This window comes from Streptomyces nidicola (genome assembly GCF_050106155.1).
GTDB lineage: Bacteria > Actinomycetota > Actinomycetes > Streptomycetales > Streptomycetaceae > Streptomyces.
Genome location: NZ_JBNBPI010000001.1, coordinates 7,006,932 through 7,029,578, shown reverse-complemented (window position 1 = coordinate 7,029,578; position 22,647 = coordinate 7,006,932). Strand labels below are relative to the sequence as shown.

Here is a 22,647-nt window from a genome sequence, read left to right as displayed (position 1 = left end):
GGACGCCGATAATCGGGGCCGTGACGGACGTGGACCAACGACATCGACCCTCGCCGCGGCATGCCGCGCCCGCCCTGCTCGGATACGCCGCGGTGCGGGCGCTCGGCCTGCTGGTGCTCGCGGTGTGGAGCGCGGCGACGGGCAAGAGCGCGCACACGCTGCTCACGGCCCGCTGGGACTCCCTCTGGTACACGCGGATCGCCGAGCACGGCTACGGCTGGTCGGTGACGCTGCCCGACGGCACCGTGCACTCGAACCTCGCGTTCTTTCCGCTGCTTCCGTGGCTCGAACGTTTCGTCTCGGCGGTCAGTCCGCTGTCGTACGCGGACGCGGGCCTCGTGGTGAGCCTGCTCGCGTCGCTCGCGGCGGCGTGGGGGATCTTCGCCGTCGGGGATCTGCTGGGCGGACGGCGGGCCGGGATCTGCCTCGCGGTGCTGTGGGGTGCGCTGCCCGTCGGGATCGTGGCGTCGATGGCGTACAGCGAGGCGCTGTTCACGGCGCTCGCGGCGTGGGGACTGTACGCGGTGCTGCGACAGCACTGGGTGAGCGCGGGGCTGCTCGCCGCGCTCGCGGGTCTGACCCGGCCGATCGGGGCGGCCGTCGTGGTGGCGGTGTGGGTGGCGGCGGCGCTGTGGATCGCGCAGGAGCGGAAGGTTCCGTGGCGGCTCGTGCTCGGTGTGCTGCTCGCGCCGGCGGGCGCGGCCGCGTACGTGCTGTGGGTCGGGCAGCGGACCGGCGGCGGGCTCTTCGGCTATCTCGACGTGCAGGCGCAGTGGGGCAACGGCTTCGACGGGGGCGCGGCCTTCGCCCGCTTCATCGGGGACCAGTTCACGTCACCGCTGGGCGCGCCGGCCGGGATCGGCCTGATCGTCGGGGTCGCGCTGGTGATCTGGCTGTACGTCGCCGGGGTGCGGCAGCACCAGCCCGTACCGGTGCTCGTCTACACGGGCATCGTGGTCGTGCTCGCGCTGTGCGCCTCCGGGTACTTCGGCTCGAAGCCGCGGCTGCTGCTGCCCGCGTTCCCGCTGCTGCTGCCGCTCGCGGTGGCGCTCGCCCGGTGGCGTACGGGCAGGTCGGCATGGGTGATCGGCGGTCTCGCAGCGTTGTCGGCGCTCTACGGAGCGTTCTGGTTGAACGGTTCGGGCCCGCCGTGAGCGGTGAGTGAACGGCCAATTCCGCACGGGCATCAGGTGAACGCATTCATAAGCGTCATATAATGGGCCCCGGAAACGATCTTTGAATTCGGGAATCTTTCCTTCCGGGTGGCTGAAATCGTGGGAATAATGGGCCACCTGAGATCAATCCCACATCACATCGTCATCACAAAGCCCCTGATTCGTTCTTGTCCACCTGCCGGTCGCTGTAGCGTCGATTGGGTGCGTACCGAACGAAACCTGACCCGCCGTGTGGAGCGGGTCTTCGCCAGGCTCGATCGCGAGCCCGAACGACCGACCCATGTGGACATCCCCCACATGAGCCGGCACCGGGTCGTGCTCTTCGGGCTGACCCTGTCCTTCTACCTCACGATCGTGGTGGCGGTGCTCACCACGTCGTGGCTGGTCGCTGTCGACTGGCAGGTCATGTTCTTCCGGCCGTACCAGCAGTGGCCGGACATCCACGCCTTCCTCGACTACTGGGTCGTCCTCGGCCAGCGCGGTCCGACGGCCGTGATGGTGATGTCGTGGCTGGGCTGGCGTTCGTGGCGGCAGCACACGCTGCGCCCGCTGCTGATGTTCGGCACCTCGCTGCTGCTGCTCAACGTGACGGTGGGCGCCGCCAAGTACGGCATGGGCCGCGCGGGCCCGCACTACGCCACCACCATCGGGTCGAGCGAGATGTGGCAGGGCGGCGACATATTTCCCTCGGGCCACACCGCGAACGCGGTGGTGACCTGGGGCATCCTCGCCTACCTCGCCTCCACTCCGCGGGCCAGGCGCTGGCTGTCCGCGGTCTCCGCTGTGATCTCCCTGAGCGTCGGCCTGACCACGGTCTATCTCGGTACGCACTGGCTGAGCGACGTACTGCTCGGCTGGGCCGCGGGCCTGCTCATCCTGCTCGCGCTGCCCTGGTTCGAGCCGCTGGTGGCGCGCGCGGAGGCGTGGATCTTCTCGGTGCGCGACCGCTTGCGCAGTCGCCGCTCCGGCGCCCGGCTGCCACAGCCCGAGTCCGATCCGGTTCCGGTCCCCGCGATGACCCCGGCCCGCGCGCGCGACTCCGTCGGGGCCACGAGATCGAGCCGCCAGCTGCTCCCGCAGGGCCCACACACCCCGCGCGGCGAGCGCACGCCGATCACTCCGGCGGGCAGCCGCCGACCGACCTCGGAGAGACTCACACGCGGGACGCCCTCGACGAGAACGGTGTCCTGAGCGCGCCCATAGACGAGCGCGCCCACAGACAGCGGGGCCCGGTACGCACAACCAAGCCCCGCACCGCGAAGGCCCCCGAACCTCTTGCAGGTTCGGGGGCCTTCGCACGCTTCAGGGGCCTTCAGGCGGCCGCCCAGGGGGGCCTCAGCCCTTCCAGCAGCGCGTCACTCTTCCGTCCGTGACCTCGAAGTTCAGCCGGCCGGTCAAGTACTCCATAGTGATGATCGCGCCGGGCGGCAACTGCCTCACGGAGGTCCAGCCGCGGCCACGGGCCTGCGACTCGGCGGCCTCTGCTTCGAGGCCGAGATACGCGTCCGGATTGTCCTGCGGGTCGGTCGGCGGGGTGGGAATGGGTGCCATGCCGCCACCGTAGGCCGCGCGTCACACTTTTGTCACAAGATCACGACAGTTGACTATTAGGAGTTCCTCACACGTTCGAGGGTTTCCTGCTTCTTACTCGCTTCTTACTTTCGCTTTCTCTGCGCGGCGCGGGGGGGGAATTGCGACGGCCCACGCGCAATTCCTTGGGCATTCCGAATCCGGCGGCGGCACGGGCGAGTTGGGGCGTCCGGGAATTGTCTGTCCATGCCAGAAACAGGGGTACGCCCTCTGTCGCTCGGGTACCCGCGCGCGCATCATGGCCTGAGTCCGCAGCAGGCCCGAGGCGCGCAGCAGAGCAGCGAGGGGGCAAGCGATGGGTACGACCGGGGTGCAGGCCGGGCCTGCGACGGTGGGGGCTTCGCGCGAGCGGCGTCCGGGCCGGATCGTCGTGGACTGGCTGACCACGACCGACCACAAGAAGATCGGCCACCTCTACCTGGTCACGTCGTTCGCGTTCTTCCTCATCGGCGGGCTGATGGCGCTGCTCATGCGGGCCGAACTGGCCCGTCCCGGCATGCAGATGCTCTCCAACGAGGAGTACAACCAGCTGTTCACGATGCACGGCACGATCATGCTGCTGCTGTTCGCGACGCCGACCTTCGCCGGCTTCGCCAACGAGATCATGCCGCTGCAGATCGGCTCACCGGACGTCGCGTTCCCGCGCCTGAACATGCTCTCGTACTGGCTGTTCGCCTTCGGCGGCCTGATCGTGCTCGGCTCACTCATCGTGCCGGGCGGGGCCGCGGACTTCGGTTGGTTCGCGTACGCGCCGCTGAACAGCCTGACCCGCTCCCCCGGCATCGGCGCCGACCTGTGGATCATGGGGCTCGCGCTCGCCGGGTTCGGCACGATCCTCGGCTCGGTGAACTTCCTGACCACGATCATCGGGATGCGGGCGCCCGGCATGACGATGTTCCGGATGCCGATCTTCACGTGGAACACGCTGTTCACGTCGATCCTGGTGCTGCTCGCGTTCCCGGTGCTCGCGGCGGCGCTGCTCTGCCTAGAGGCGGACCGGCGGTTCGGTTCCGTGGTGTTCGAGGCCCAGTACGGGGGTGCGCTGCTGTGGCAGCACCTCTTCTGGTTCTTCGGGCATCCGGAGGTCTACATCATCGCGCTGCCGTTCTTCGGGATCATCAGCGAGATCCTGCCTGTCTTCAGCCGCAAGCCGATCTGGGGCTACTCGATGCTGGTCGGGGCGACGATGGCGATCACCGGCCTGTCGGTGGTCGTGTGGGCGCACCACATGTTCGCCACGGGCGGGGTGCTGCTGCCCTTCTTCTCGTTCATGTCGTTCCTGATCGCGGTGCCCACGGGCGTGAAGTTCTTCAACTGGACCGGGACGATGCTGAAGGGCTCGCTGTCCTTCGAGACGCCGATGCTGTGGTCGATCGGCTTCCTGACCACGTTCCTCTTCGGCGGCCTGACCGGCGTCATCCTCGCCTCGCCGCCGATGGACTTCCATGTCACCGACTCGTACTTCGTGGTGGCGCACTTCCACTACGTGGTGTTCGGCACGGTCGTCTTCGCGACCTTCGCCGGCTTCTACTTCTGGTGGCCGAAGCTGACGGGGAAGCTGCTCGACGAGCGGCTCGGCAAGATCCACTTCTGGACGCTGTTCGTCGGCTTCCACACGACGTTCCTGGTCCAGCACTGGCTGGGCGCGGAGGGCATGCCGCGCCGGTACGCGGACTATCTGGCGGCGGACGGCTTCACGGCGCTCAACACGCTCTCGTCGATCGGCGCGTTCCTGCTCGGCCTGTCCACGCTGCCGTTCCTCTACAACGTCTGGCGGACGACGAAGTACGGGGTGAAGGTCGAGGTCGACGACCCGTGGGGGTACGGCAGGTCCCTGGAGTGGGCGACGGCCTGCCCGCCGCCGCGCCACAACTTCGTCACGCTGCCGAGGATCCGCTCGGAGTCCCCGGCGTTCGACCTGCACCACCCGGAGTTCGCGGCCCACGAGGACCGGCCCGCCGTCTCGCACCGGAAGTCGTGATCGGGCCCCAAGGCCTGTCTCAGGCCGACGTCACCTGGATCGAGAGGTCGTTGGACCCCGTGTAGTAGGCCTCCGCGGCCAGTTCACCGCGGCCCGCGACGGACACCCGCGTCACCGGGTACGTGAAGATCGGCTTCTTGTCGGCGATGTCGTCGAGCAGCCGGGCGAGCCGCACCCGCGGCCCTTCGTCACCCGCGGGCCGCAGCCACAGGTCCCAACGGCCCTCGCGCAGCTCGTCGTAGCCGATGCGGAGCGTGAACCGCGGTCCGTCCCAGTCCAGTTCGCCGCGGAGCACCGGGCCGCGCTCCGCGCGGGAGCGGACCTCCGCGTACGCCTTCGCCGTGAACTCGGCGCCGTAGACCCGCCCGTGCACGGTCAACTCACCGTCGGCGATGAGCAGTTCACCGGCCTCCGCGTGCGGCGCCCGCAGCCAGCTGCGCACGGTGAGGTTGCCGTTCTTGGTGGTGTACGGGATGCGTACGGCGACGTAGCCGCGCGAGCCGCTCGGCGCCCGGTCCACCAGGGAGCGCAGATCGTTGACGCCCGGCATGAGCCGCACCGGCTCGTCCCCCGAGACCTGCGCGTACGCGTCCCAGCGGCCCTCCGCGAGGGAGACGCTTATCGGCAGCGACGCGCGCAGCCGCCCCTCGCCGGTCGGCGTCAGCGGCAGCCGCACCGTGTGTCCCGATGCCCGGTCGACGAGCATCAGGTGCGCCGGGTCGGGCGAGCCGTGGTCGGTGACGTCGAAGGTGAGCCCGCCGGCGGAGTCGGCGATGCAGTCGGCTCGGGGCGGCATGCGGACGCTCCTGTCGCTGTCTTCGGGGCACGGCGGTGGCGGAGCCGTGGGGGCTGTCATACGGGGTGTCCCTTCCGCTGCGGTCGCAGGGCGTCGCGCACCGCGTAGGCGCCGCCGAGGAGCGAGCCGCGGGCCCGGTGCAGCAGCCCGAGGGAGCCGCGGCTGGTGAGCGAGCCGAACAGGTCCTCGTAGCGCTGGGCGATCCGCGCCGGGTCGAAGCGCTCGGAACCTCGCAGGGCGCGGGCGCTCATCTCCTGGCGCAGGGTGTCGTTGTTGATGAGTTCGAGCAGGCCGCCGGAGATCGCCTCGACGCTGCCGGTCTTGACGAGCCGGCCGTCGACGCCGTTGTCGATGATCTCGCCGGGGCCGTGCGGGCAGTCGGTGGCGACGACCGGCAGACCGCAGCGCATCGCCTCGACGATCGTCATGCCGAAGGACTCGAACCTCGACGTCACGGCGGCGAGGGAACCTTTCGCCCACTCCGGCTCTATGGGGTGGGCGGGCCCCATGAGGTACACGTGGTTGTAGAGGCCGAGGTCGTCGATGAGCCTGCGCAGCTTGTCCTTCTGCTTGCCGCCCCCGTAGATGCGCAGGCGCCAGTCGGGCCGCTCGGCGCGCACCTGGTCGAAGGCGCGCACCAGCAGGTCGTAGCGCTTCACGGGCGCGAGCCTGCCGGCCGCCACGACCCACTTGCCGCTGCCGTCGGCGGGCGCGATGCCGGGCTGCGGAACGGGGTTGGGCATCGCCTCTATGCGCACGCCAGGGAGGCGCAGCTGCTCGCGGTAGGCGAAGGCGTCGGCCTCGGTGGTCGTGGTCAGCGCGTCGAGGCGCGGGTAGCTGCCGCGCAGTTCACGGCGGAGCCCGGCGGAGTGCGTGCCGAGGGTGAGGTGCTCCTGGCCGACGCGCAGCACTCCGCGCCTGGTGTCCCGGGAGAGGTGCACATTGAGCCCGGGCCGGGTGCCGACGACGACATCGGCGTCCAGCGAGCCGAGGTGTTCGGCGATCCGCCGGTCGGTGAGCGCGCTGTACTGCTCGTAGCGCCCCTCGCTGCGCGGGAAGACCGCGGCGGGACGCTGGAACTCCGGGTCGTCGCCCTCGTACCCCGCGGCGCCCTTGCGCAGGTCGACCAGGTGGCGGACCCGCACGCGCGGGTCCGGCGAGAACACCGGTTCGTCCCGGTGCCGGAAGACGGATACGACCTCCACGTCGTGGTGGTCGGCAAGCGCGCTGGCAAGGTTGTACGTGGTGCGGATCGTCCCTCCGATCCCGTACGCATTGTGAATCAGGAAAGAAATCTGCATGCGCCCTCGTATCTGTCTGAACAGTCCGTCTTCTCCGCCTACCGGGTAGTTAGACGGAGATGACCTGGCGAGGGTTGTTCCTCATCATCATGTTGTTCCTGAACAGATGCGGAATTGGTAGCTGTTTTCGGGAACCAACTGACCAAATCACCCATCAGGGGTCACGTCATGGCTGGTAGGAGAGCTGCGGGACGTCGGAACAGGTGTGCGTCATGCCACCGTTCTGGGTGACCCAGCCTTTCGCTTCGGTCCATTTCGCGACCGACAGGCACGTCTCTCGAGTTCTCGGCGGCTCCGCGTGCCTCGCGAATGTCACGGGAAGCAGCAGGCCATCGGCCGAGTACCGTACGCGGCGCTCCATGAAACGGTCGACGCACGTACGCGTGACGGCCCGGCAGGAGCGGGCGGCGTCAGTGAACCACATCGCGGCGGCCCAGCCCTCCAATTGCCACTGCGAGTGCGTCCTCAGATGCTTCGTGGCGGCCCGGAAGGCGCGTACGGCGGGGTGCCCGGTGTCCTCGTAGTTGCGGCTCGCGCCGGTGGCCCACAGGGAGGCGCGGCAGTGCGGCGCGTCCTTGTAGGCGGACCGGACGGACGAGGTCCAGTTCTGTACGTTCGTGACCTTCGCGGTGACGCGGGCGCCGACCTGGTCCATGGCCTCGCAGAGCTTCGCGTTGCCGTGCGCGTCGACGGCGTCGAAGACCAGGTCGGCCTTCTCGTCCTTGAGGTCGGCGGCCGCGGCCCGGAAGTTGGGCAGCGCGAAGTCGAGCTGCTCGCTGACGACGCGGTACCCCTCGGCCTTGAGTCCGCGTGTCACCAGGCGGGCGTACGCGGCCGAAGCGGCCTGGTTGTAGGAGACGACGGCGGCGGTGCGGGCGCCGTGCTCGCGCTTGAAGTAGCGGTAGACCTCGGTGCCGCCGTACAGCTTCCCGCCCCAGCCCGGCGTCCCGTTCCGCGGCGCGAGGCTGCCGTAGATCCCGTACAGGTGCGGGTAGGTGTCGTAGGCGGCGCCGATCGGCTGGCCCCCGATGTCGGGCACGCGCGCGTGGGAGACGCGTTCCGCGCCCGCGTAGTCCAGCGCCGTGGTGGCCACCAGGGCGACGACCTTCTGCTCGTCGACCAGTTTGTGCACGCAGGACGTGTTACCGACGCCGCTGCCGCCGTCGTCGCACAGGTGCACCTCGACGCGCCGCCCCTGGATGCCGCCTTGTCGGTTCAGGTTACGGAAGTACGCCTGTGCGCCGTCGCGGGTGTCGGTGAAGGTGGCGCCGCCGACGGGGCTGGTGGCGCTGGTGATGATGCCGACGTGGAGGGGCGCGGTGGAGCGTGGCGCGGGGGCGGAGCGGTCCTCGAAGTCGCTCTCCGGCAGCCGGGACCCGCAGGCCGCGACGGCCACCAGTGCCAGGCCCGCGGCGAGGGCCTCAGCAGCCAGGGCCCGGCGACGCATTCCCGCTCAGCTGCACCAGCGCGCACAGGGTGTTGACGGACACCTTCCAAGTACCGCCCTGCTCGACGGACGTCCCCTTGGCGTCGGGCAGCACCGTCGCCCCCTTGAGGGCGAGCGCGTACGTCACGTCCGCCTCGCTCCCCGAGGTGAAGGCGACCTCGGTGACGGTGGCCTCCACCTGGCCGCCGCGCTTGTCGCCGCTGAAGCCCTTCAGGACGGGGCGCATCTTGGCGCCGTTCTCCAGGACGGCCTCCTTCTCCTCCATCGACACCTTCGGGTCGAAGAACTTCTTCCAGTTGGTCTTGATCTCCTTCTCGGCAGCGGCCCGGTCGGCGGGCCCGCCCCCATCGGGCCGCTCCGACGAGGGCTCCTCGCTGGTGGGCTCCTCGTTGGTGGGCTCCTTGCTCGTGGCCGGCTTCGAGGTCGGCGTCGGCGGGGCGCTGTCGTCACCGCCGCTGTCGTCGCCGCAGGCCGCCAGGGACGGGCCGAGAACCAGGGCCAGGGCGAGCGCGAGCACCGGGCCCCGTCCGCGAGTCGCGCGAGGTGTGCGGGATGTACGAGGTGTGCGGAGTGTGCGAGGTGTGCTCCCGAAAACCATCAGGCTCACCGCCGGGTGTCGGCCCGGGGACGGGGCCGACCGGATCGAAGTGATCGGCCAACTGCCCCCGGAGCTTTCCGAGTTGGACTCCAGAAGGCATAGTGCAAGCGATCGGCGGACAAGACCAGACACACGCGCACACCAGTGGGGGCCGGCGATGCGGACTGCCCGACTACGTTCTGTGCACCCTGCCCTGTGGGCGGGGCTCGCGGCGCTCGCCGTCGGGGCGGTGCTCTGCGTGGTCGGCTGGTACGGCATGTCGGGCGAACGCTTCGCGGAGCGCCAGCTCCCCTATCTGGCCTCCTGCACGGTGCCGGGCGCGGCCCTGATCATCGCGGGCGCGGTGCTCCTCACGTACGGCAGGAACACGCTCGCCACGTCGCGCGTGGAGCGCCTCTACGAGCTGCTGGTCACGGCGGACCCGGCGCCCGACAGCCTCGCCCCCGCACCCCTGGCCGCCTCCAGCGGCCGGCTGCTGATGATGCCGGGCGGCACGCTCTGGCACCGCTCCGACTGCCCGCTCGTCGAGGGCAAGCCGCGGGCGGTCCCCGCGGACGCGGGCGCGATCACAGAGGCGGGCCTGGCCCCGTGCCCCATCTGCGAACCGCCCAACGGGAGTTGAGGAGTCCGGGTCGTGTCGTCCCTCACGTACGACCTCACGCTCGCCGGACTCTCGGTGGGAGCGGCGGCCGCGCTCACCGGGATCGGCCTGATCGTCACCTACCGGGCGACGGGCGTCCTCAACTTCGCGCACGGCGCGATCGCGATGCTCTGCGCCTATCTGCTGCGGCAGTTGGTGGTGGTGTGGGAGGCGCCACTGTGGGCGGCAGCTGCGCTGGTGCTCCTGGTGGTGGCGCCGGGCTTCGGACTCGCCCTGGAACGCTGGGTGTTCAGGCCACTGGCCGTGTCGGGCGGCGATCCGGCACGCACCCTGGTCGCCTCGATCGGCGTCTTCGTCCTCCTCGTCGGGGCGGCGGCGCTGCTGTGGGGCACGGGGGCGCAGGAGGACGCGCCGCGGCTGCTCCCCGGGGAGCCGTGGGGGCAGCTCGCGGTGGCCTGCGCGATCGGGGGCGCGGTGTGGGCGGTGACGCGCTGGACGCGGTTCGGGGGTGAGCTGCGGGCGGTCGTCGACAACCGTCCGCTGGCCGTGCTCGGCGGCATCGACGCGGACCGGGTCGCGGCGGCGGGCTGGGCGTTCGGCACGTTCACCGCGGGCCTGACGGGGGTACTCCTGGCCCCCTACGTACGCCTGGACCCCTACGGTCTGCCGTTGCTGGTGATGGAGGTCGTGGCGGTGGCGGTCGCGGCGGGCATGCGGCGGCTCGGGGTGGCGGTGGGGGCGGCGCTCGCGATCGGGGTCGCCCAGAGCCAGTTGACGCGGCTGCACCCACGCGGGTGGGCCGAGCCGCTCGTCCAGTCGGTGGGGGCGAACCTGTTCGTGGTGGCACTGCTGATCGCGGCGCTCGCCCTGCCGGGGGTCGGCGGGAAGGGGGCGCTGCCGACGACGGTGACACGCCGGACGCGGGCCGCTCCGCGGGAGGCGTGGCTGGTGGCGGGGGTGCTGTTCCTGCTGCCGCTCGGATTCGCGGGCTCGGACCTGCGGACGTCGATCCAGGTCCCGGCGCTGGCACTGATCCTGCTGTCGCTGGTGCTGGTGACGGGTAGGGCGGGCCAACTGGCCCTGGGCCAGGCCGCATTCGCAGGCCTGGGCGCCTTGTTCGCGACACTGCTCACGACGGGCCGCTTCCCGGGCGTCCCCCAACTCCCGGGCCTGGCAGCCCTCTTGGTGGCGATTCTTCTGGTGGCCCCACTGGGCCTCCTGACCGCCGCGCCCGCGATCCGGCGGCACGGCCTCGCGCTGGCGCTGGCGACGTTCGCGGTGGGGGTCGGGGTGAGCCGATTCGTGTTCGCGCAGCCGTACGCGACGTCGGGCCTCACGCCACCGCGCCCCGCGGGCTTCGGGGACGACCGGGCCTTCTGCCTACTCGAACTCACCCTGCTCGCCGGGGCGTTGACAGTCGTGGCAGGTCTGCGACGGGGGCGGGTCGGCCGGGCGCTCGCGGCGGTCCGGGACCACGAGGCGGGCGCGTCGGCGGCGGGGGTCCGGGTGCCGGCCCTGAAGGTCGCGGTGTTCGTGGTGGGGGCGGGCCTCGCGGCACTGGGAGGCGGCCTGCTGACGTTCGGCCTGCACTCCTTCGACCCGTCGGCCTACGACCCGATACGCGGCCTGCTGTGGTTCGCGGCGATCGTGGTACTCGGCGCGGACAGCCCCTTCGCCGCGCTGCTCGGCGCGGCCCTCCTGGTGACCCTGGACGCGGGAGCCCGGGGCGGGGTGGCGGCACTGGCCATCGGGGTACTGGCGGTGCTGGTGGGGCGCGGGGTGGGCGTGCGGGGCCGGAGTCGGGGCTGTGGCCGCCTGACCGGGCGGGGGACGAAGGCCCGGGAGATCCTGGCATTTCCAGCCCCTGCGGCATTTGATCAGGCCTTTCAAGCCCCAGCGCCAATCCAGCAGGCTCCTCAAGCCCCCGCGGCATCTCAAGCCCCAGCGCCAATCAAGCAGGCTCCTCAAGCCCCCGCGACATCTCAAGCGCCAGCGCCAATCGAGCAGGCTTCGCGAGCCCCCTCGGCATTTAAAGCCCCTGCGGCGATTGAGCAGCGGGGTCCGGGGCGGAGCCCCGTGACGTGGGCGCGGACCACCGCAACGAGACCGGCACCGGCGACCGCCACACTCACCGCCACCCACCTCACCGTCACCTACGGCCCCCACCCCGCCCTCCAGGACGTACGCATCCACCTCCCCAGCGGCAGCGTCACCGCCGTGGTCGGTCCCAACGGCGCCGGAAAGAGCACCCTGTTCCACTGCCTCGCCGGAACCGTCCGCCCCGACACCGGCAGGGTCCGGCTCGGCCCACGGGACGTGACCCGGCTGCCCGCACACACCCGCACCAGGCTCGGCATCGCACGGACCTTCCAACAGCTCGTCGTCTTCCCCTCGTTGACCGTGGCCGAGAACATCCGGATCGGCGCCGAACAGGGCCGCGTACGGGACCCGGCAGCCACGGAACGGATGACGCGCCTGTTCGGGCTGCGGGGCGAACAGGAGACGCGCGGCCTCCCCACGGGAACGCTGCGCCGCGTCGAGCTGGCCCGCGCACTGGCCGGCGACCCGCACGTGCTGCTGCTCGACGAACCGACCGCAGGCCTCGACCCCACGGAGGTCGCCACCCTCGCCCGGCTGCTGAGGGCACTCGCCGCCGACGGCGTCGCCGTGCTCGTCGTCGAACACGACCTGGACCTCGTCGCCGAACTCGCGGACACCGTCCACGTGATGGCGGCGGGCCGCATCGTGGGCTCGGGCGCCCCGGACTCCGTCCTCGACCGCACCCCGGAGCCCTCATGACGCCCGGCACCGGCCCCGGCGCCGGCATCCAACTGCGCGACGCCCGCGTCCGCTACGGCCCCCTGGAGGCCCTCCACGGCGCCACCCTCACCGCCCCCGCCCACGCGCTCACCGTGCTGCTCGGGCCGAACGGCTCCGGTCGAACCACCGCCCTGCGCGCCCTCGCCGGCACCGTACGGCTCACCGCCGGGTCCGTGGTGTGGGACGGAGTCGACGTCACCCGGCACACCGCCCACGCCCGCGCCGCGGCGGGCCTGCGCTTCGTACCCGACCGGCAGGCCGTCTTCGCCGGCCTCACCGTCGCCGAGAACCTCCGACTGGCAGCAACCAAAGCGGCGCCCAAAGCGGCCACCAAGGCAGCCAACACAGCAGCCGACAAACGGGACTTCGGCGCCGCCCTCGACGCCTACCCCGAGCTGCGCCCCCTGCTCGCCCGCCGCGCCGGCACGCTCTCCGGCGGTGAGCAGCGGATGCTCGCCGTCTCCCGCGCCCTGCTCGCCCCCGCCCGCGTCGTCCTCGTCGACGAGCCCACCCAGGGCATGGCCCCGCCGGTCGCCACCCGTACGTACGCCCTCCTGCGCGCACTCGACGCCTGCGTGGTGCTCGCCGAGCAACGCCTGCCGCCCGGCCTGCGCGGGGCGACGAGCGGAGCGCCGGACGAGGCGACGGTGTTCGTCCACGAACTCGGCCGCGGCGCGGTCGTGTTCCGCGGCGAGGCCACCGAGATCCCGCCGCACCGGCCGGACCCGATCAGCCCGCCGACTTCCCCGGCTCGGGAATGACCAGCGTCGCCCCCTCCTCGAGCCGGTCCGGGTGCGACCCGATCACGTCGCGGTTGGCCTTGTAGAGCGCCTGCGCGCCGCCCTCCACCTCGAAGCGCCGCGCGATGGACGCCAGCGTGTCGCCGCGCTGCACCACATGGACGCGCCCCTTGAGCCCGTACCGCTTGGAGCAGACCGGCCACGCCTCCCAGCCCTGGGTGCGCAGCACCTCCTCCGCGACCTTGATCTGCTCGGCACGGGTCGCGAGGTCGGCGCGCGGCGCGTACTTCAGGCCGCCGTGCTCCTCCCACGTGGACTGCTGGAACTGGAGCCCTCCGTAGAAGGAGTTGCCGCTGTTCTCGTTCCAGTCGTTGCCGCTCTCGCACTCCGCGAGGCAGGACCACGGCCACTCGGTCTTGGCACAGTCGTACGGTTCGGCGGCGTCCGCCCTGGCGGCGAGGGCCGGCAGCGCGGCCAGTGCGAGCAGCACGCCCAGCAGGGCCGCCGCCCACCGCCGCGGGCCGTGCGCCTTCGGAAACGTAGCGGTCACGTCCATAGCGCGGACGCTAGGCAGCCGGTGCGCGGCCGCCCGTCGTGCCGCGCCGTGCCCGCCGCGTGGCCCCACCCGGTCGGCGGACCGGGTGGGGCCACGCGGCGCATGTGCGGTCAGGCGAGGCGCAGCCGCTGCCCCGGCATGATCAGGTCGGGGTCACCCCCGACCACCGCCTGGTTCGCGGCGTACAGGCGCTGCCAACTGGTGCCGTGGGCCGCGGCGATGCTGCCGAGGGTGTCGCCGCCGCGGACGACGTAGCCGCCGCCGCGGGAGGCGCCGCGGTTCGTGTGGCCGGAATCGCGCTGCTTCTGCGCGGCCCGGGGCACGGCCTTCGGGGCGGTCTTCGGCGCCGCCTTGGGCACGGCCTTGGGCGCCGACTGGGCGCCCGGTGCGCTGCCGTACGCCCCGGCCCGTGCCGAACATGTGGGCCATGCGCCCCATCCCTGCGCACGCTGCACCCTGGTCGCGACAGCGATCTGCTGCCCCTTGCTGGCCCGGTCGGCCGTCGCGGCGTACGCACCGCCGCCGTAGGCACGCCAGGTGCCTGCCGAGAACTGAAGCCCTCCGTAGTAGCCGTTCCCGGTGTTGATCTGCCAGTTGCCACCGCTCTCGCAGCGTGCGATGCGGTCCCAGACGCCGCCGTCCGCCGCCTGTGCGGGGCCGGCGAGGGCGAGGAGACCGAGCGGGGCGGCGAGGGCCACCCCGGTGAAGACCGCTGTCGTGCGAGCCATACGGTTCGGCGCGGACATGAGAATCCCTCTCGTGGACTGCTCGTTGCGGACGGCGGTGGAATCTAGGCAGCGCACGAGGGCCGCGGCAACCAATGGCTTGTCCCGCCAGGCCAGTTCGCCGTTACTCCGGGTACCGGCGATTTTCGGCCAACCGATACATACAGGGATTTCAGTATTTGTCGACCTGTCGCCCTGATGATCTGTGACTCAGCTCACCGGTCCAACTTCCTTGGAAAACCAACAAGTTGGCGGGGAGTGACGGATTCCGGGCGGTCGTTCACGGTGTGCGCCGGATGAGGTGATTCCGTTCCGATCCGGGCGTGACCGAGGACACAGATCATCCGTTGTCCCTTCATAAGCACTCGCCTGACCGCGGCCGATCACCCCGATCGGTCCGACAGATCCCTGAGGAGTCCCCGTGCCTCGCTTGCTCGACGTCAGCAACGACGTACGCGCCGAGATCGGCGACGAAGAAGCCGACCGGCTGATGGCCGGTGACAACGCCCCCGGCAGTTACGACTGCACCTCCTGCCGCACGCCGGGCGACTCGCAGCAGCAGCCGACCAGCACCGTCCTCTTCGTGGGCGACGAGACCGCCGTGCTCGCCTTCGCCCACGCCAGCTGCCTGCCCTCGCAGGTCGTCCAGGTCGCGGAGGACCAGCTGCAGGGCGCCGTGCAGTCCATCGGCGGCGGCCAGGACCCCGCGGCCGCCCAGCCGGACGGCACCCCGGCCCCGCCCTCGCAGGCCGTGCTCGGCGTGACCAGCGGCCTCGTGCTGATCGGCGACACGACGCACCCCGCCCTCGTCGTCGAGCCGACCGGCCCCATCGCCCGCCCCGGCACGACCACGGACGGGGACGACTTCCTGCCGCTCCTGATCGAGCAGGGCTTCATGCCGGCCACCACGCTGGACGCGGTCCCCTCGGTCCTCGGCGGCTGGTCGGTGCTGCTCGCCATGGGCCAGCTGCACGCGATCCTGCAGCCCGGCACCGGGGGCTCCCCCGCCCAGGTCGCCTGGTGGCAGGCGCATCAGCCGCTCCTGGTGACGGAGGGCTGGCGGACCGCGGCGAACAAGACGCAGACGGTGCTCGTCTTCGCCGCCTCCCACGGTTCGATCGGCCACCAGCCGCGTGAGGACCTGCTCCGTCAGGCCCTCGACAAGGCCGCGGCGAGCGGCCGCCTGGTGGCCGCCGCCATGCCGCTCGCCGGCACCTGAGCCACCCCCGCCGTACCGCACGGGCCCCCACGAATGCGCCGGTCACACCGCTGACAGCCTGCAACAGCGCAGGCCAAGGGCGCATCCGTCGGGGGCCCGGTTCGTTGGCACATACGTGCACCCATACGACCCCACCTCATCCGCCACGTCCTCTTCGCCCCCTTCGTCCCGAAAGCACCAGCCGTATCAGAACCCCATCCCCTCGATGCGCCCGGCGGAGGGCCAGCCGGGCCGCCATGCCGGGGGTGGCCACGCGGGGGGCGGCCCCTCGGTGACCCCCATCTACGACGCCCTGTACGCGGAGTACAGCCGGTCCTTCCGGACGCTGCCCGGCGACCGCAGCGGCGAGGAGGACCTGGGGTTCAGGGGCTTCGACCCGCTGCACGGCCCGCGCCCGCACCACCCGCCGCGCTGGCAGCCGTACCCGCCGCAGCACACCACGGGACGGCACTACCCCGCGGCACTGCCGCCGGGAGCACGCCGGGAGCACTGACCTCCCCCCAGGGCCTGTCCTGGCCCGCACAGAAAAACGCCGCCGAGTGGATGTCTCCACCGGCGGCGTTCGTCCGCGCTGCCTCCTACTGAGGCTGCCTACTTCTTCTTGCCGCGCTTCTCACGCACGCGTACGGAGATATGGATCGGCGTGCCCTCGAAGCCGAACTCCTCGCGCAGCCGGCGCTCGATGAAGCGCCGGTAGCCGTGCTCGATGAAGCCGGAGGCGAAGAGTACGAACCGGGGCGGCTTGGAGGCGGCCTGCGTACCGAACAGGATGCGGGGCTGCTTGCCGCCGCGGACCGGGTGCGGGTGGGAGGCGACGAGCTCGCCGAGGAAGGCGTTGAGCCGGCCCGTCGGAACGCGCGTCTCCCAGCCCTCCAGGGCCGTCTCGATCGCGGGGACCAGCTTCTCCATGTGCCGGCCCGTGCGCGCCGACACGTTCACCCGGGGCGCCCAGGCGACCTGGCCGAGCTCCGTCTCGATCTCGCGCTCCAGGTAGTAGCGACGCTCCTCGTCGAGGGTGTCCCACTTGTTGAACGCGAGGACGATCGCGCGGCCCGCCTCGACCGCCATCGTCACGATCCGCTGGTCCTGGATGGAGATCGACTCGGAGGCGTCGATCAGGATGACCGCGACCTCCGCCTTCTCGACGGCGGCCGCGGTGCGCAGCGAGGCGTAGTAGTCGGCGCCCTGCTGCAGGTGGACGCGCTTGCGGATGCCCGCCGTGTCGACGAACTTCCAGGTGACGCCGCCGAGTTCGATCAGCTCGTCGACCGGGTCGCGGGTGGTGCCCGCCAGCTCGTTGACGACGACGCGGTCCTCGTCGGCCACCTTGTTCAGGAGCGAGGACTTGCCGACGTTCGGGCGGCCGATCAGGGCGATCCGGCGCGGTCCGCCGATCCCGGCGCCACCGAACTTCTGCTCCGGGGCCTCCGGCAGCGCCTCGAGGACGGCGTCGAGCATGTCGCCGGTGCCGCGGCCGTGCAGCGAGGAGACCGGGTGCGGCTCGCCGATGCCGAGGGACCAGAGGTATGAGGCGTCCGCCTCGCCGCTCGGGCCGTCGACCTTGTTGGCGCAGAGCACGACGGGCTTGTTGGCCTTGCGCAGCAGGCGCACGACGGCCTCGTCGGTGTCGGTGACGCCGACCTTGGCGTCGACGACGAAGACGACGGCGTCGGAGGCCTCGATCGCGTACTCGGCCTGCGCGGCCACGGACGCGTCGATGCCGAGGACGTCCTGCTCCCAGCCGCCGGTGTCGACGACCTTGAAGCGGCGGCCCGCCCACTCGGCCTCGTACGTGACGCGGTCGCGGGTGACGCCGGGCTTGTCCTCGACGACGGCCTCGCGGCGCCCGATGATGCGGTTCACCAGGGTCGACTTGCCGACATTCGGGCGGCCGACGACGGCGAGGACGGGCAGCGGACCGTGGCCCGCCGCGTCGAGCGCGCCCTCGACGTCCTCGAGGTCGAAGCCCTCCTCCGCGGCGAGCTCCATGAACTCCGCGTACTCAGCGTCGCCGAGCTCCCCGTGCTCGTGTTCCGGGGATCCCTCGGGCTGGATCTGGTCGTTCATGAAGTCCGTACCTCGTCGTTCATTCGTGGTGATCGGTGCGTGTACCCCTGAGGAACACACGCACTACTGAAAGTCTCGCTCAGCGCCCGGTCAGGCGCCTGGCATGGTCCAGGTGGCCGCTGAGCCGCTCCTGGATGCGCACGGTGGCCTCGTCCAGCGCCTTGCGGGTACGCCGTCCGCTGCCGTCGCCCGCCTCGAAGGGGTCGCCGAAGACGACGTCGACCCGGCTCCTGAGCGGGGGCAGCTTCTTTATCAACCGTCCCGGGCGCTCCGTGCTTCCCAGCACGGCGACCGGAACGATCGGCGCCCCGCTGCGCACCGCGAAGTACGCGAGTCCGGCCCGCAGCGACGCGAAGTCGCCGTCGCCGCGCGTGCCCTCCGGGAAGATGCCGAGGACGCCGCCGTGCTTCAACACGTCAAGCGCCCGCGTGATGGCCGTACGGTCCGCGCTCGTGCGGTCGACCTTCACCTGCCCGATCCCGTCGAGGAAGGGGCCGAGCGGTCCGACGAACGCCTCCTGCTTGATCAGGAAGTGCGTCGGGCGCGGGGCGACGCCCATGACCATGGGGCCGTCGATGTTGTGGGAGTGGTTCACCGCGAGGATCACCGGGCCGGCCGCCGGGACCCGCCAGGATCCCAGGACCCGCGGCTTCCACAGCCCGTACATGAGGCCGACGCCGATGCGCCGACCTGCTTCGGCGCCTCGCTCGGAGGGCGCTTGGCTCACTTGGAGGCCCGCTTCTCCTCGACCAGGGTGACGACGCACTCGATGACCTGCTGGAGCGTGAGGTCGCTGGTGTCGACCTCGACGGCGTCGTCGGCCTTGGCCAGCGGCGACGTCTTGCGGCTGGAGTCGGCCTTGTCGCGGGCGACGAGGGCCTCCTGCGTGGCCTTCACGTCGGAGCCCTTGAGCTCGCCGGAGCGGCGGGCGGCGCGGGCCTCGGGCGAGGCGGTGAGGAAGATCTTCAGGTCGGCGTCGGGCAGCACGGTCGTACCGATGTCACGGCCCTCGACGACGATGCCCTTCTCGGCGCCGAGCGCGATGGTGCGCTGCAGCTCGGTGATCCGGGCGCGCACCTCGGGGACGGCGCTGACGGCGCTGACCTTGGAGGTGACCTCGCCGGTGCGGATCGGGGCGGCGACGTCCGTGCCGTCCACCGTGATGGTGGGGGCGGCCGGGTCGGTGCCGGAGACGATGTCGGCCTTGCCTGCGACGGCGGCGATCGCGGACGGGTCGTCCAGGTCGATGCCGTTGTTCACCATCCACCAGGTGATCGCCCGGTACTGGGCGCCGGTGTCCAGGTAGCTCAGGCCGAGCTGGGAGGCGACGGCCTTGGAGGTGCTCGACTTGCCCGTGCCGGAGGGTCCGTCGATGGCGACGATCACTGCTGCGGCGGCGGTCGCGGCGGTTTCCATAGGTGACGGACACCTTTCTCACTGCACGGGGGCATGGGTACGAGGCGCGGAAGCGCCCCGCACAAGGTTACTGGCTCTGGAAGACCCCTTCTTACGTGCCTCCACCGGCGCCCCTGCCGACACCGCTACTGACGCATCGCCCAGCCACGCTCGCGCAGCGCGGCGCCCAGCTTCGGCGCCTGCGCCGGCTGCACCATGAGCTGGACGAAACCGGCCTGCTGCCCGGTCGCGTGCTCGATCCGCACGTCCTCGATGTTGACGCCCGCGGCGCCCGCGTCGGAGAAGATCCGGGCCAGCTCGCCCGGCTGGTCGGAGATGAGGACGGCCACGATCTCGTACGCCGCCGGGGCCGCGCCGTGCTTGCCGGGGACCCGGGACTGGCCGACGTTGCCGCGCCGCAGCATCGTCTCGACGCCGTCCACGCCCTCGCGGCGCTTGGCGTCGTCGGAGGACTGCAGGTGGCGCAGCGCCTGCACCGTCTCCTCCAGGTCGCCCGCGACGGCGGAGAGCAGGTCGGCGACGGGGCCGGGGTTCGCGGAGAGGATGTCGATCCACATCCGCGGGTCCGAGGCGGCGATCCGCGTCACGTCACGGATGCCCTGCCCACAGAGGCGTACGGCGGCCTCCTCGGCGTTCTCCAGGCGGGCCGCGACCATGCTGGAGACCAGGTGCGGCATGTGCGAGACGAGCGCGACGGCCCGGTCGTGGGCGTCGGCGTCCATCACGACCGGCACGGCCCGGCACAGGGCGACCAGTTCCAGGGCCAGGTTCAGGACCTCGGTGTCCGTGTCACGGGTCGGGGTCAGCACCCACGGCCGGCCCTCGAAGAGGTCGGCGTCGGCGGCGAGCGGGCCGCTGCGCTCACGGCCCGACATCGGGTGCGTACCGATGTACGGGGCGAGGTCGAGGCCCAGTTCCTCGAGCTCGCGGCGCGGGCCGCCCTTGACGCTGGCGACGTCGATGTAGGCACGGGCCAGGCCGCGGCGCATCGCGTCGGCGAGCGAGGCCGCGACGTGCGCGGGCGGCACGGCGACGATGCACAGGTCGACGGGGCCCTCGGGCGCCTCGTCGGTCCCGGCGCCGAGCGCGGCGGCGGTGCGGGCCTGCCCTGGGTCGTGGTCGGCGAGGTGCACGCTGACGCCGCGCGAGGCGAGGGCCAGGGCGGCGGAGGTGCCGATCAGGCCGGTGCCGATGACGAGTGCGGTTCTCACTGGGCGATGTCCTTGCGGAGGGTGGCCGCGGCACCGAGGTAGACGTGCGCGACCTCGGCCTTGGTCCGCTCGGTCTCGATGTGCGCGAGGATCCGGACGACGCGCGGCAGGGCGCCGGCGATGTCGAGTTCCTGCGCGCAGATCAGGGGCACGTCGACGATGCCGAGCTTGCGGGCGGCGGCCGCCGGGAAGTCGGAGTGCAGATCGGGGGTGGCCGTGAACCAGATGGAGATCAGGTCGTCGGCGGTCAGCTCGTTGCGCTCAAGAACGGCGGTGAGCAGCTCGCTCACCTGCTCGTCCATGTGGCCGGCCTCGTCCCGTTCGAGTTGGACGGCGCCCCGGACCGCTCGTACCGCCACGTCACTGCCCCTTTTCCACGTACGCGCAATCGGATAGGAGACCAGCGTAATCAAGGCGGGACACGCGGGCGCGCGCCGCCCGTCTGCCGAGACGGACACCGGGACATTCACCTGTGAGGAAACCCGGACCACCTCAATGTCAGACGAACCGCCCCCTGTCGCCACCCGGCCGGAGCTGCTTGCATGGAGGCGGTACCGCTGCCGCCTCGGGGGGAGGCTCGGCCATGAAGCGCTCCGGGCCGTTGTACACACTGCTCGCCGGACTGGCCCTCGGCCTGTTCGTGTTGTCGCTCAACGCGACGACGGGCGAGGGCACTTCGTCGTACGGGGACGCTCCCGCCGCGTCGGCATCGCCCGCGCCCTCCACTCCGGCCTCGGCCTCGCCCTCTGCGGAACCGTCGGCGTCGCCCTCGAAGGCGAGCCCGACGCGGAAGGACCGCGCCAAGACGAGCTACGCGGGCCGCACTGACGACGACTCGTCCGCGATCTCCATATCCGTCCGCGGCGACAAGGCGATCGCGTACTTCTGCGACGGCCGCACCAAGGAGTCGTGGCTGAAGGGAAACGTCGAGGACAACGGTGAGATGAAGCTGTCCGGAAAGCACGGCGCGAAGCTGGACGGCAGGCTCACAGGCGACCGGGTGCGCGGCACCACGACCATCGAGAAGCGCCCCTACGGCTTCACGGCGAAGAAGGCCGTCAAGCCGTCCGGCCTGTACCGGGCGACCACCGAGGTGCGCGGCGCGAAGGTCGACGGCGGCTGGATCGTGCTGCCCGACGGCCGCCAGGTCGGCATCGTGCGCCGTGACGACAAGCCGTCCGCCGCGCCGCCCATCGACCCGGAATCGGGGGCGGTGACGGTCGACGGCGACCGCCTGACGGCCCGCCCGGTCGTCCCCTGAGCACCACGCAGAGGGTTCAGAGAGGGTTCCCATGACCGCCGACCCGAACGCCGCCACCCAGAGCTTCCCGAACCCCGACCACCGCCGCCCGTCCGCGGCCCGCTACCTGGTGCCCGCGCTCGTCGCGGCGGCGGTGGCCTTGGCGCTCGGCGCGTACGGCAAGGTGCACGACCCGACGGGCACGGCGTTCAACCTCGCCGGCTTCTCCAGCACGAGCGCGGTGAAGTCCTGGCTGGGGACGGCGGCCTTCGCCTTCGCGCTCGTCCAGCTCGTCTCGGCGTTCATGGTGTACGGGAAGCTGCGCGGCCCGTCCTGGGCGCCCGCGCTGCACCGCTGGTCGGGCCGGATCGCGTTCCTGCTCGCGGTGCCGGTGGCGGTGCACTGCCTCTACGCGCTCGGCTACCAGACGTACTCGACGCGGGTCATGTGGCACTCGCTCCTGGGCTGCTTCTTCTTCGGCGCGTTCAGCGCCAAGATGCTGCTGCTGCGCACGGAGCGGCTGCCGGGCTGGCTGCTGCCGGTGGTGGGGGGTCTTGCGTTCGCGGTGCTGACGCTGCTCTGGTTGACGTCCGCACTGTGGTTCTTCCGGACCGTGGGAGTGACGACATGAGGCGCACCACCACATCACGCAGGAGCGTCCTGATCGCGGGCGGCGCGGGCGCGCTCGCGGTGGGCTGCAGCAAGTACGGGGACGAGGACCAGGGCGGCGGAGCCGACGACCAGGCGCCGTCCTCCGGAGCACCGGAGGAATCCGAGGCACCGGAGGAATCCGAAGCGCCGGAGGGTTCCGAGGGGTCGGACGACTCCGCCGAGCCCTCCTCCGGCGAACCCGAACAACCGCCCGCGGGCGACGAGTTGGCGAAGACGTCCGACATCCCGGTCGGCGGCGGCAAGGTCTTCCCCGACGACAAGGTCGTGGTGACGCAGCCCGCCAAGGGCGACTTCAAGGCGTTCACCGCGGTGTGCACGCACCAGGGCTGCACGGTCAAGGACGTCTCCGGCGGCACCATCAACTGCCCGTGCCACGGCTCGAAGTTCAAGGTCGCCGACGCCTCGGTGGCGAACGGCCCGGCCCGCAGCCCCCTCGGCCCCCGTCAGATCAAGGTCACCGGAAATTCGATCACGCTGGCCTGACGGGTGCCT

The 22,647-nt window shown here is 71.5% G+C and carries 23 protein-coding genes; 11 read left to right on the top strand and 12 right to left on the bottom strand.

Annotation, left to right across the window (positions count from 1 at the left end):
* Positions 1-20: 20 nt before the first annotated feature.
* Both ACOKM3_RS31765 and ACOKM3_RS31760 read left to right on the top strand, forming a co-directional pair.
* The gene (locus tag ACOKM3_RS31765) at positions 21-1,154 is read left to right on the top strand and encodes a hypothetical protein (protein WP_426904583.1); all 1,134 of its coding nucleotides are present in this window, start codon (positions 21-23) and stop codon (positions 1,152-1,154) included.
* Between the two features lie 222 nt (positions 1,155-1,376).
* Positions 1,377-2,366, top strand: coding sequence for a phosphatase PAP2 family protein (locus tag ACOKM3_RS31760; protein ID WP_426904581.1), 990 nt, complete (start codon positions 1,377-1,379; stop codon positions 2,364-2,366).
* A gap of 144 nt (positions 2,367-2,510) precedes the next feature.
* Here ACOKM3_RS31760 and ACOKM3_RS31755 read toward each other — a convergent pair whose 3' ends face one another.
* Positions 2,511-2,726: an I78 family peptidase inhibitor gene (locus tag ACOKM3_RS31755; protein ID WP_327664062.1), complete on the bottom strand. Its 216-nt coding sequence runs from the start codon at positions 2,724-2,726 to the stop codon at positions 2,511-2,513.
* A gap of 334 nt (positions 2,727-3,060) precedes the next feature.
* Here ACOKM3_RS31755 and ctaD point away from each other — a divergent pair, with 334 nt between their 5' ends.
* Positions 3,061-4,746: an aa3-type cytochrome oxidase subunit I gene (gene ctaD / locus ACOKM3_RS31750; RefSeq protein WP_426904579.1), complete on the top strand. Its 1,686-nt coding sequence runs from the start codon at positions 3,061-3,063 to the stop codon at positions 4,744-4,746.
* A 19-nt stretch (positions 4,747-4,765) separates the two neighbouring features.
* Here ctaD and ACOKM3_RS31745 read toward each other — a convergent pair whose 3' ends face one another.
* From ACOKM3_RS31745 to ACOKM3_RS31730, 4 genes are all read right to left on the bottom strand, one after another.
* Entirely contained in the window at positions 4,766-5,542 is a 777-nt protein-coding gene (locus ACOKM3_RS31745; RefSeq protein WP_426904577.1) for a hypothetical protein, read from the bottom strand.
* 56 nt (positions 5,543-5,598) lie between these two features.
* Positions 5,599-6,843 carry a glycosyltransferase family 4 protein gene (locus tag ACOKM3_RS31740; protein WP_426904575.1) on the bottom strand — a complete coding sequence of 415 codons (1,245 nt, stop codon included), beginning with the start codon at positions 6,841-6,843 and terminating at the stop codon, positions 5,599-5,601.
* Between the two features lie 166 nt (positions 6,844-7,009).
* Positions 7,010-8,290 carry an ABC transporter substrate-binding protein gene (locus tag ACOKM3_RS31735; protein ID WP_426904573.1) on the bottom strand — a complete coding sequence of 427 codons (1,281 nt, stop codon included), beginning with the start codon at positions 8,288-8,290 and terminating at the stop codon, positions 7,010-7,012.
* The gene (locus ACOKM3_RS31730) at positions 8,265-8,888 is read right to left on the bottom strand and encodes a hypothetical protein (RefSeq protein ID WP_426904571.1); all 624 of its coding nucleotides are present in this window, start codon (positions 8,886-8,888) and stop codon (positions 8,265-8,267) included. Before ACOKM3_RS31730 ends, ACOKM3_RS31735 begins: the two co-directional genes overlap by 26 nt.
* Positions 8,889-9,045: 157 nt before the next feature.
* On the opposite strand from ACOKM3_RS31730, the gene ACOKM3_RS31725 reads away from it, so the two are divergent.
* From ACOKM3_RS31725 to ACOKM3_RS31715, 3 genes are read left to right on the top strand one after another with little or no spacing between them, the layout of a single operon-like run.
* Entirely contained in the window at positions 9,046-9,510 is a 465-nt protein-coding gene (locus tag ACOKM3_RS31725; protein WP_426904569.1) for a hypothetical protein, read from the top strand.
* A 12-nt stretch (positions 9,511-9,522) separates the two neighbouring features.
* The gene (locus ACOKM3_RS31720; RefSeq protein ID WP_426904567.1) at positions 9,523-12,288 is read left to right on the top strand and encodes an ABC transporter permease subunit; all 2,766 of its coding nucleotides are present in this window, start codon (positions 9,523-9,525) and stop codon (positions 12,286-12,288) included.
* On the top strand, positions 12,285-13,070 hold the full coding sequence (locus tag ACOKM3_RS31715) for an ATP-binding cassette domain-containing protein (RefSeq protein ID WP_426904565.1): 786 nt from the start codon (positions 12,285-12,287) through the stop codon (positions 13,068-13,070). Before ACOKM3_RS31720 ends, ACOKM3_RS31715 begins: the two co-directional genes overlap by 4 nt.
* On the opposite strand, the gene ACOKM3_RS31710 is transcribed toward ACOKM3_RS31715, so the two are convergent.
* Both ACOKM3_RS31710 and ACOKM3_RS31705 read right to left on the bottom strand, forming a co-directional pair.
* The gene (locus ACOKM3_RS31710) at positions 13,039-13,605 is read right to left on the bottom strand and encodes a transglycosylase family protein (protein WP_426904563.1); all 567 of its coding nucleotides are present in this window, start codon (positions 13,603-13,605) and stop codon (positions 13,039-13,041) included. The genes ACOKM3_RS31715 and ACOKM3_RS31710 overlap by 32 nt on opposite strands.
* A 110-nt stretch (positions 13,606-13,715) precedes the next feature.
* The gene (locus tag ACOKM3_RS31705; RefSeq protein WP_426904561.1) at positions 13,716-14,351 is read right to left on the bottom strand and encodes a transglycosylase family protein; all 636 of its coding nucleotides are present in this window, start codon (positions 14,349-14,351) and stop codon (positions 13,716-13,718) included.
* Positions 14,352-14,751: 400 nt separating this feature from the next.
* Here ACOKM3_RS31705 and ACOKM3_RS31700 point away from each other — a divergent pair, with 400 nt between their 5' ends.
* Positions 14,752-15,549 carry a hypothetical protein gene (locus ACOKM3_RS31700; RefSeq protein WP_426904559.1) on the top strand — a complete coding sequence of 266 codons (798 nt, stop codon included), beginning with the start codon at positions 14,752-14,754 and terminating at the stop codon, positions 15,547-15,549.
* A 271-nt stretch (positions 15,550-15,820) separates the two neighbouring features.
* Entirely contained in the window at positions 15,821-16,042 is a 222-nt protein-coding gene (locus ACOKM3_RS31695; RefSeq protein ID WP_426904557.1) for a hypothetical protein, read from the top strand.
* Between the two features lie 98 nt (positions 16,043-16,140).
* Here ACOKM3_RS31695 and der read toward each other — a convergent pair whose 3' ends face one another.
* From der to aroH, 5 genes are all read right to left on the bottom strand, one after another.
* Positions 16,141-17,616, bottom strand: a complete 1,476-nt coding sequence (gene der / locus ACOKM3_RS31690) for a ribosome biogenesis GTPase Der (RefSeq protein ID WP_426904555.1) — start codon at positions 17,614-17,616, stop codon at positions 16,141-16,143.
* A 79-nt stretch (positions 17,617-17,695) separates the two neighbouring features.
* Positions 17,696-18,283, bottom strand: coding sequence for a lysophospholipid acyltransferase family protein (locus ACOKM3_RS31685; RefSeq protein WP_426906951.1), 588 nt, complete (start codon positions 18,281-18,283; stop codon positions 17,696-17,698).
* Positions 18,284-18,339: 56 nt separating this feature from the next.
* Positions 18,340-19,032 (bottom strand): (d)CMP kinase, encoded by a 693-nt coding sequence (cmk, locus tag ACOKM3_RS31680; protein WP_426904553.1) that lies wholly within the window; start codon positions 19,030-19,032, stop codon positions 18,340-18,342.
* A gap of 125 nt (positions 19,033-19,157) precedes the next feature.
* Positions 19,158-20,243, bottom strand: coding sequence for a prephenate dehydrogenase (locus ACOKM3_RS31675; protein ID WP_426904551.1), 1,086 nt, complete (start codon positions 20,241-20,243; stop codon positions 19,158-19,160).
* On the bottom strand, positions 20,240-20,602 hold the full coding sequence (aroH, locus tag ACOKM3_RS31670; RefSeq protein WP_266721209.1) for a chorismate mutase: 363 nt from the start codon (positions 20,600-20,602) through the stop codon (positions 20,240-20,242). Before aroH ends, ACOKM3_RS31675 begins: the two co-directional genes overlap by 4 nt.
* Before the next feature lie 224 nt (positions 20,603-20,826).
* Here aroH and ACOKM3_RS31665 point away from each other — a divergent pair, with 224 nt between their 5' ends.
* The 3 genes from ACOKM3_RS31665 to ACOKM3_RS31655 are packed head-to-tail and all read left to right on the top strand — an operon-like array spanning position 20,827 to position 22,638.
* The gene (locus tag ACOKM3_RS31665; protein ID WP_426904549.1) at positions 20,827-21,504 is read left to right on the top strand and encodes a hypothetical protein; all 678 of its coding nucleotides are present in this window, start codon (positions 20,827-20,829) and stop codon (positions 21,502-21,504) included.
* Positions 21,505-21,535: 31 nt separating this feature from the next.
* A complete protein-coding gene (locus ACOKM3_RS31660) occupies positions 21,536-22,114 on the top strand; it encodes a DUF6529 family protein (RefSeq protein ID WP_426904547.1) in 579 nt (192 codons plus the stop codon).
* Complete coding sequence (locus ACOKM3_RS31655) at positions 22,111-22,638, top strand: Rieske (2Fe-2S) protein (RefSeq protein WP_426904545.1); 528 nt, start codon at positions 22,111-22,113, stop codon at positions 22,636-22,638. The genes ACOKM3_RS31660 and ACOKM3_RS31655 overlap by 4 nt, the downstream gene beginning before the upstream one ends.
* Positions 22,639-22,647 lie beyond the last annotated feature (9 nt).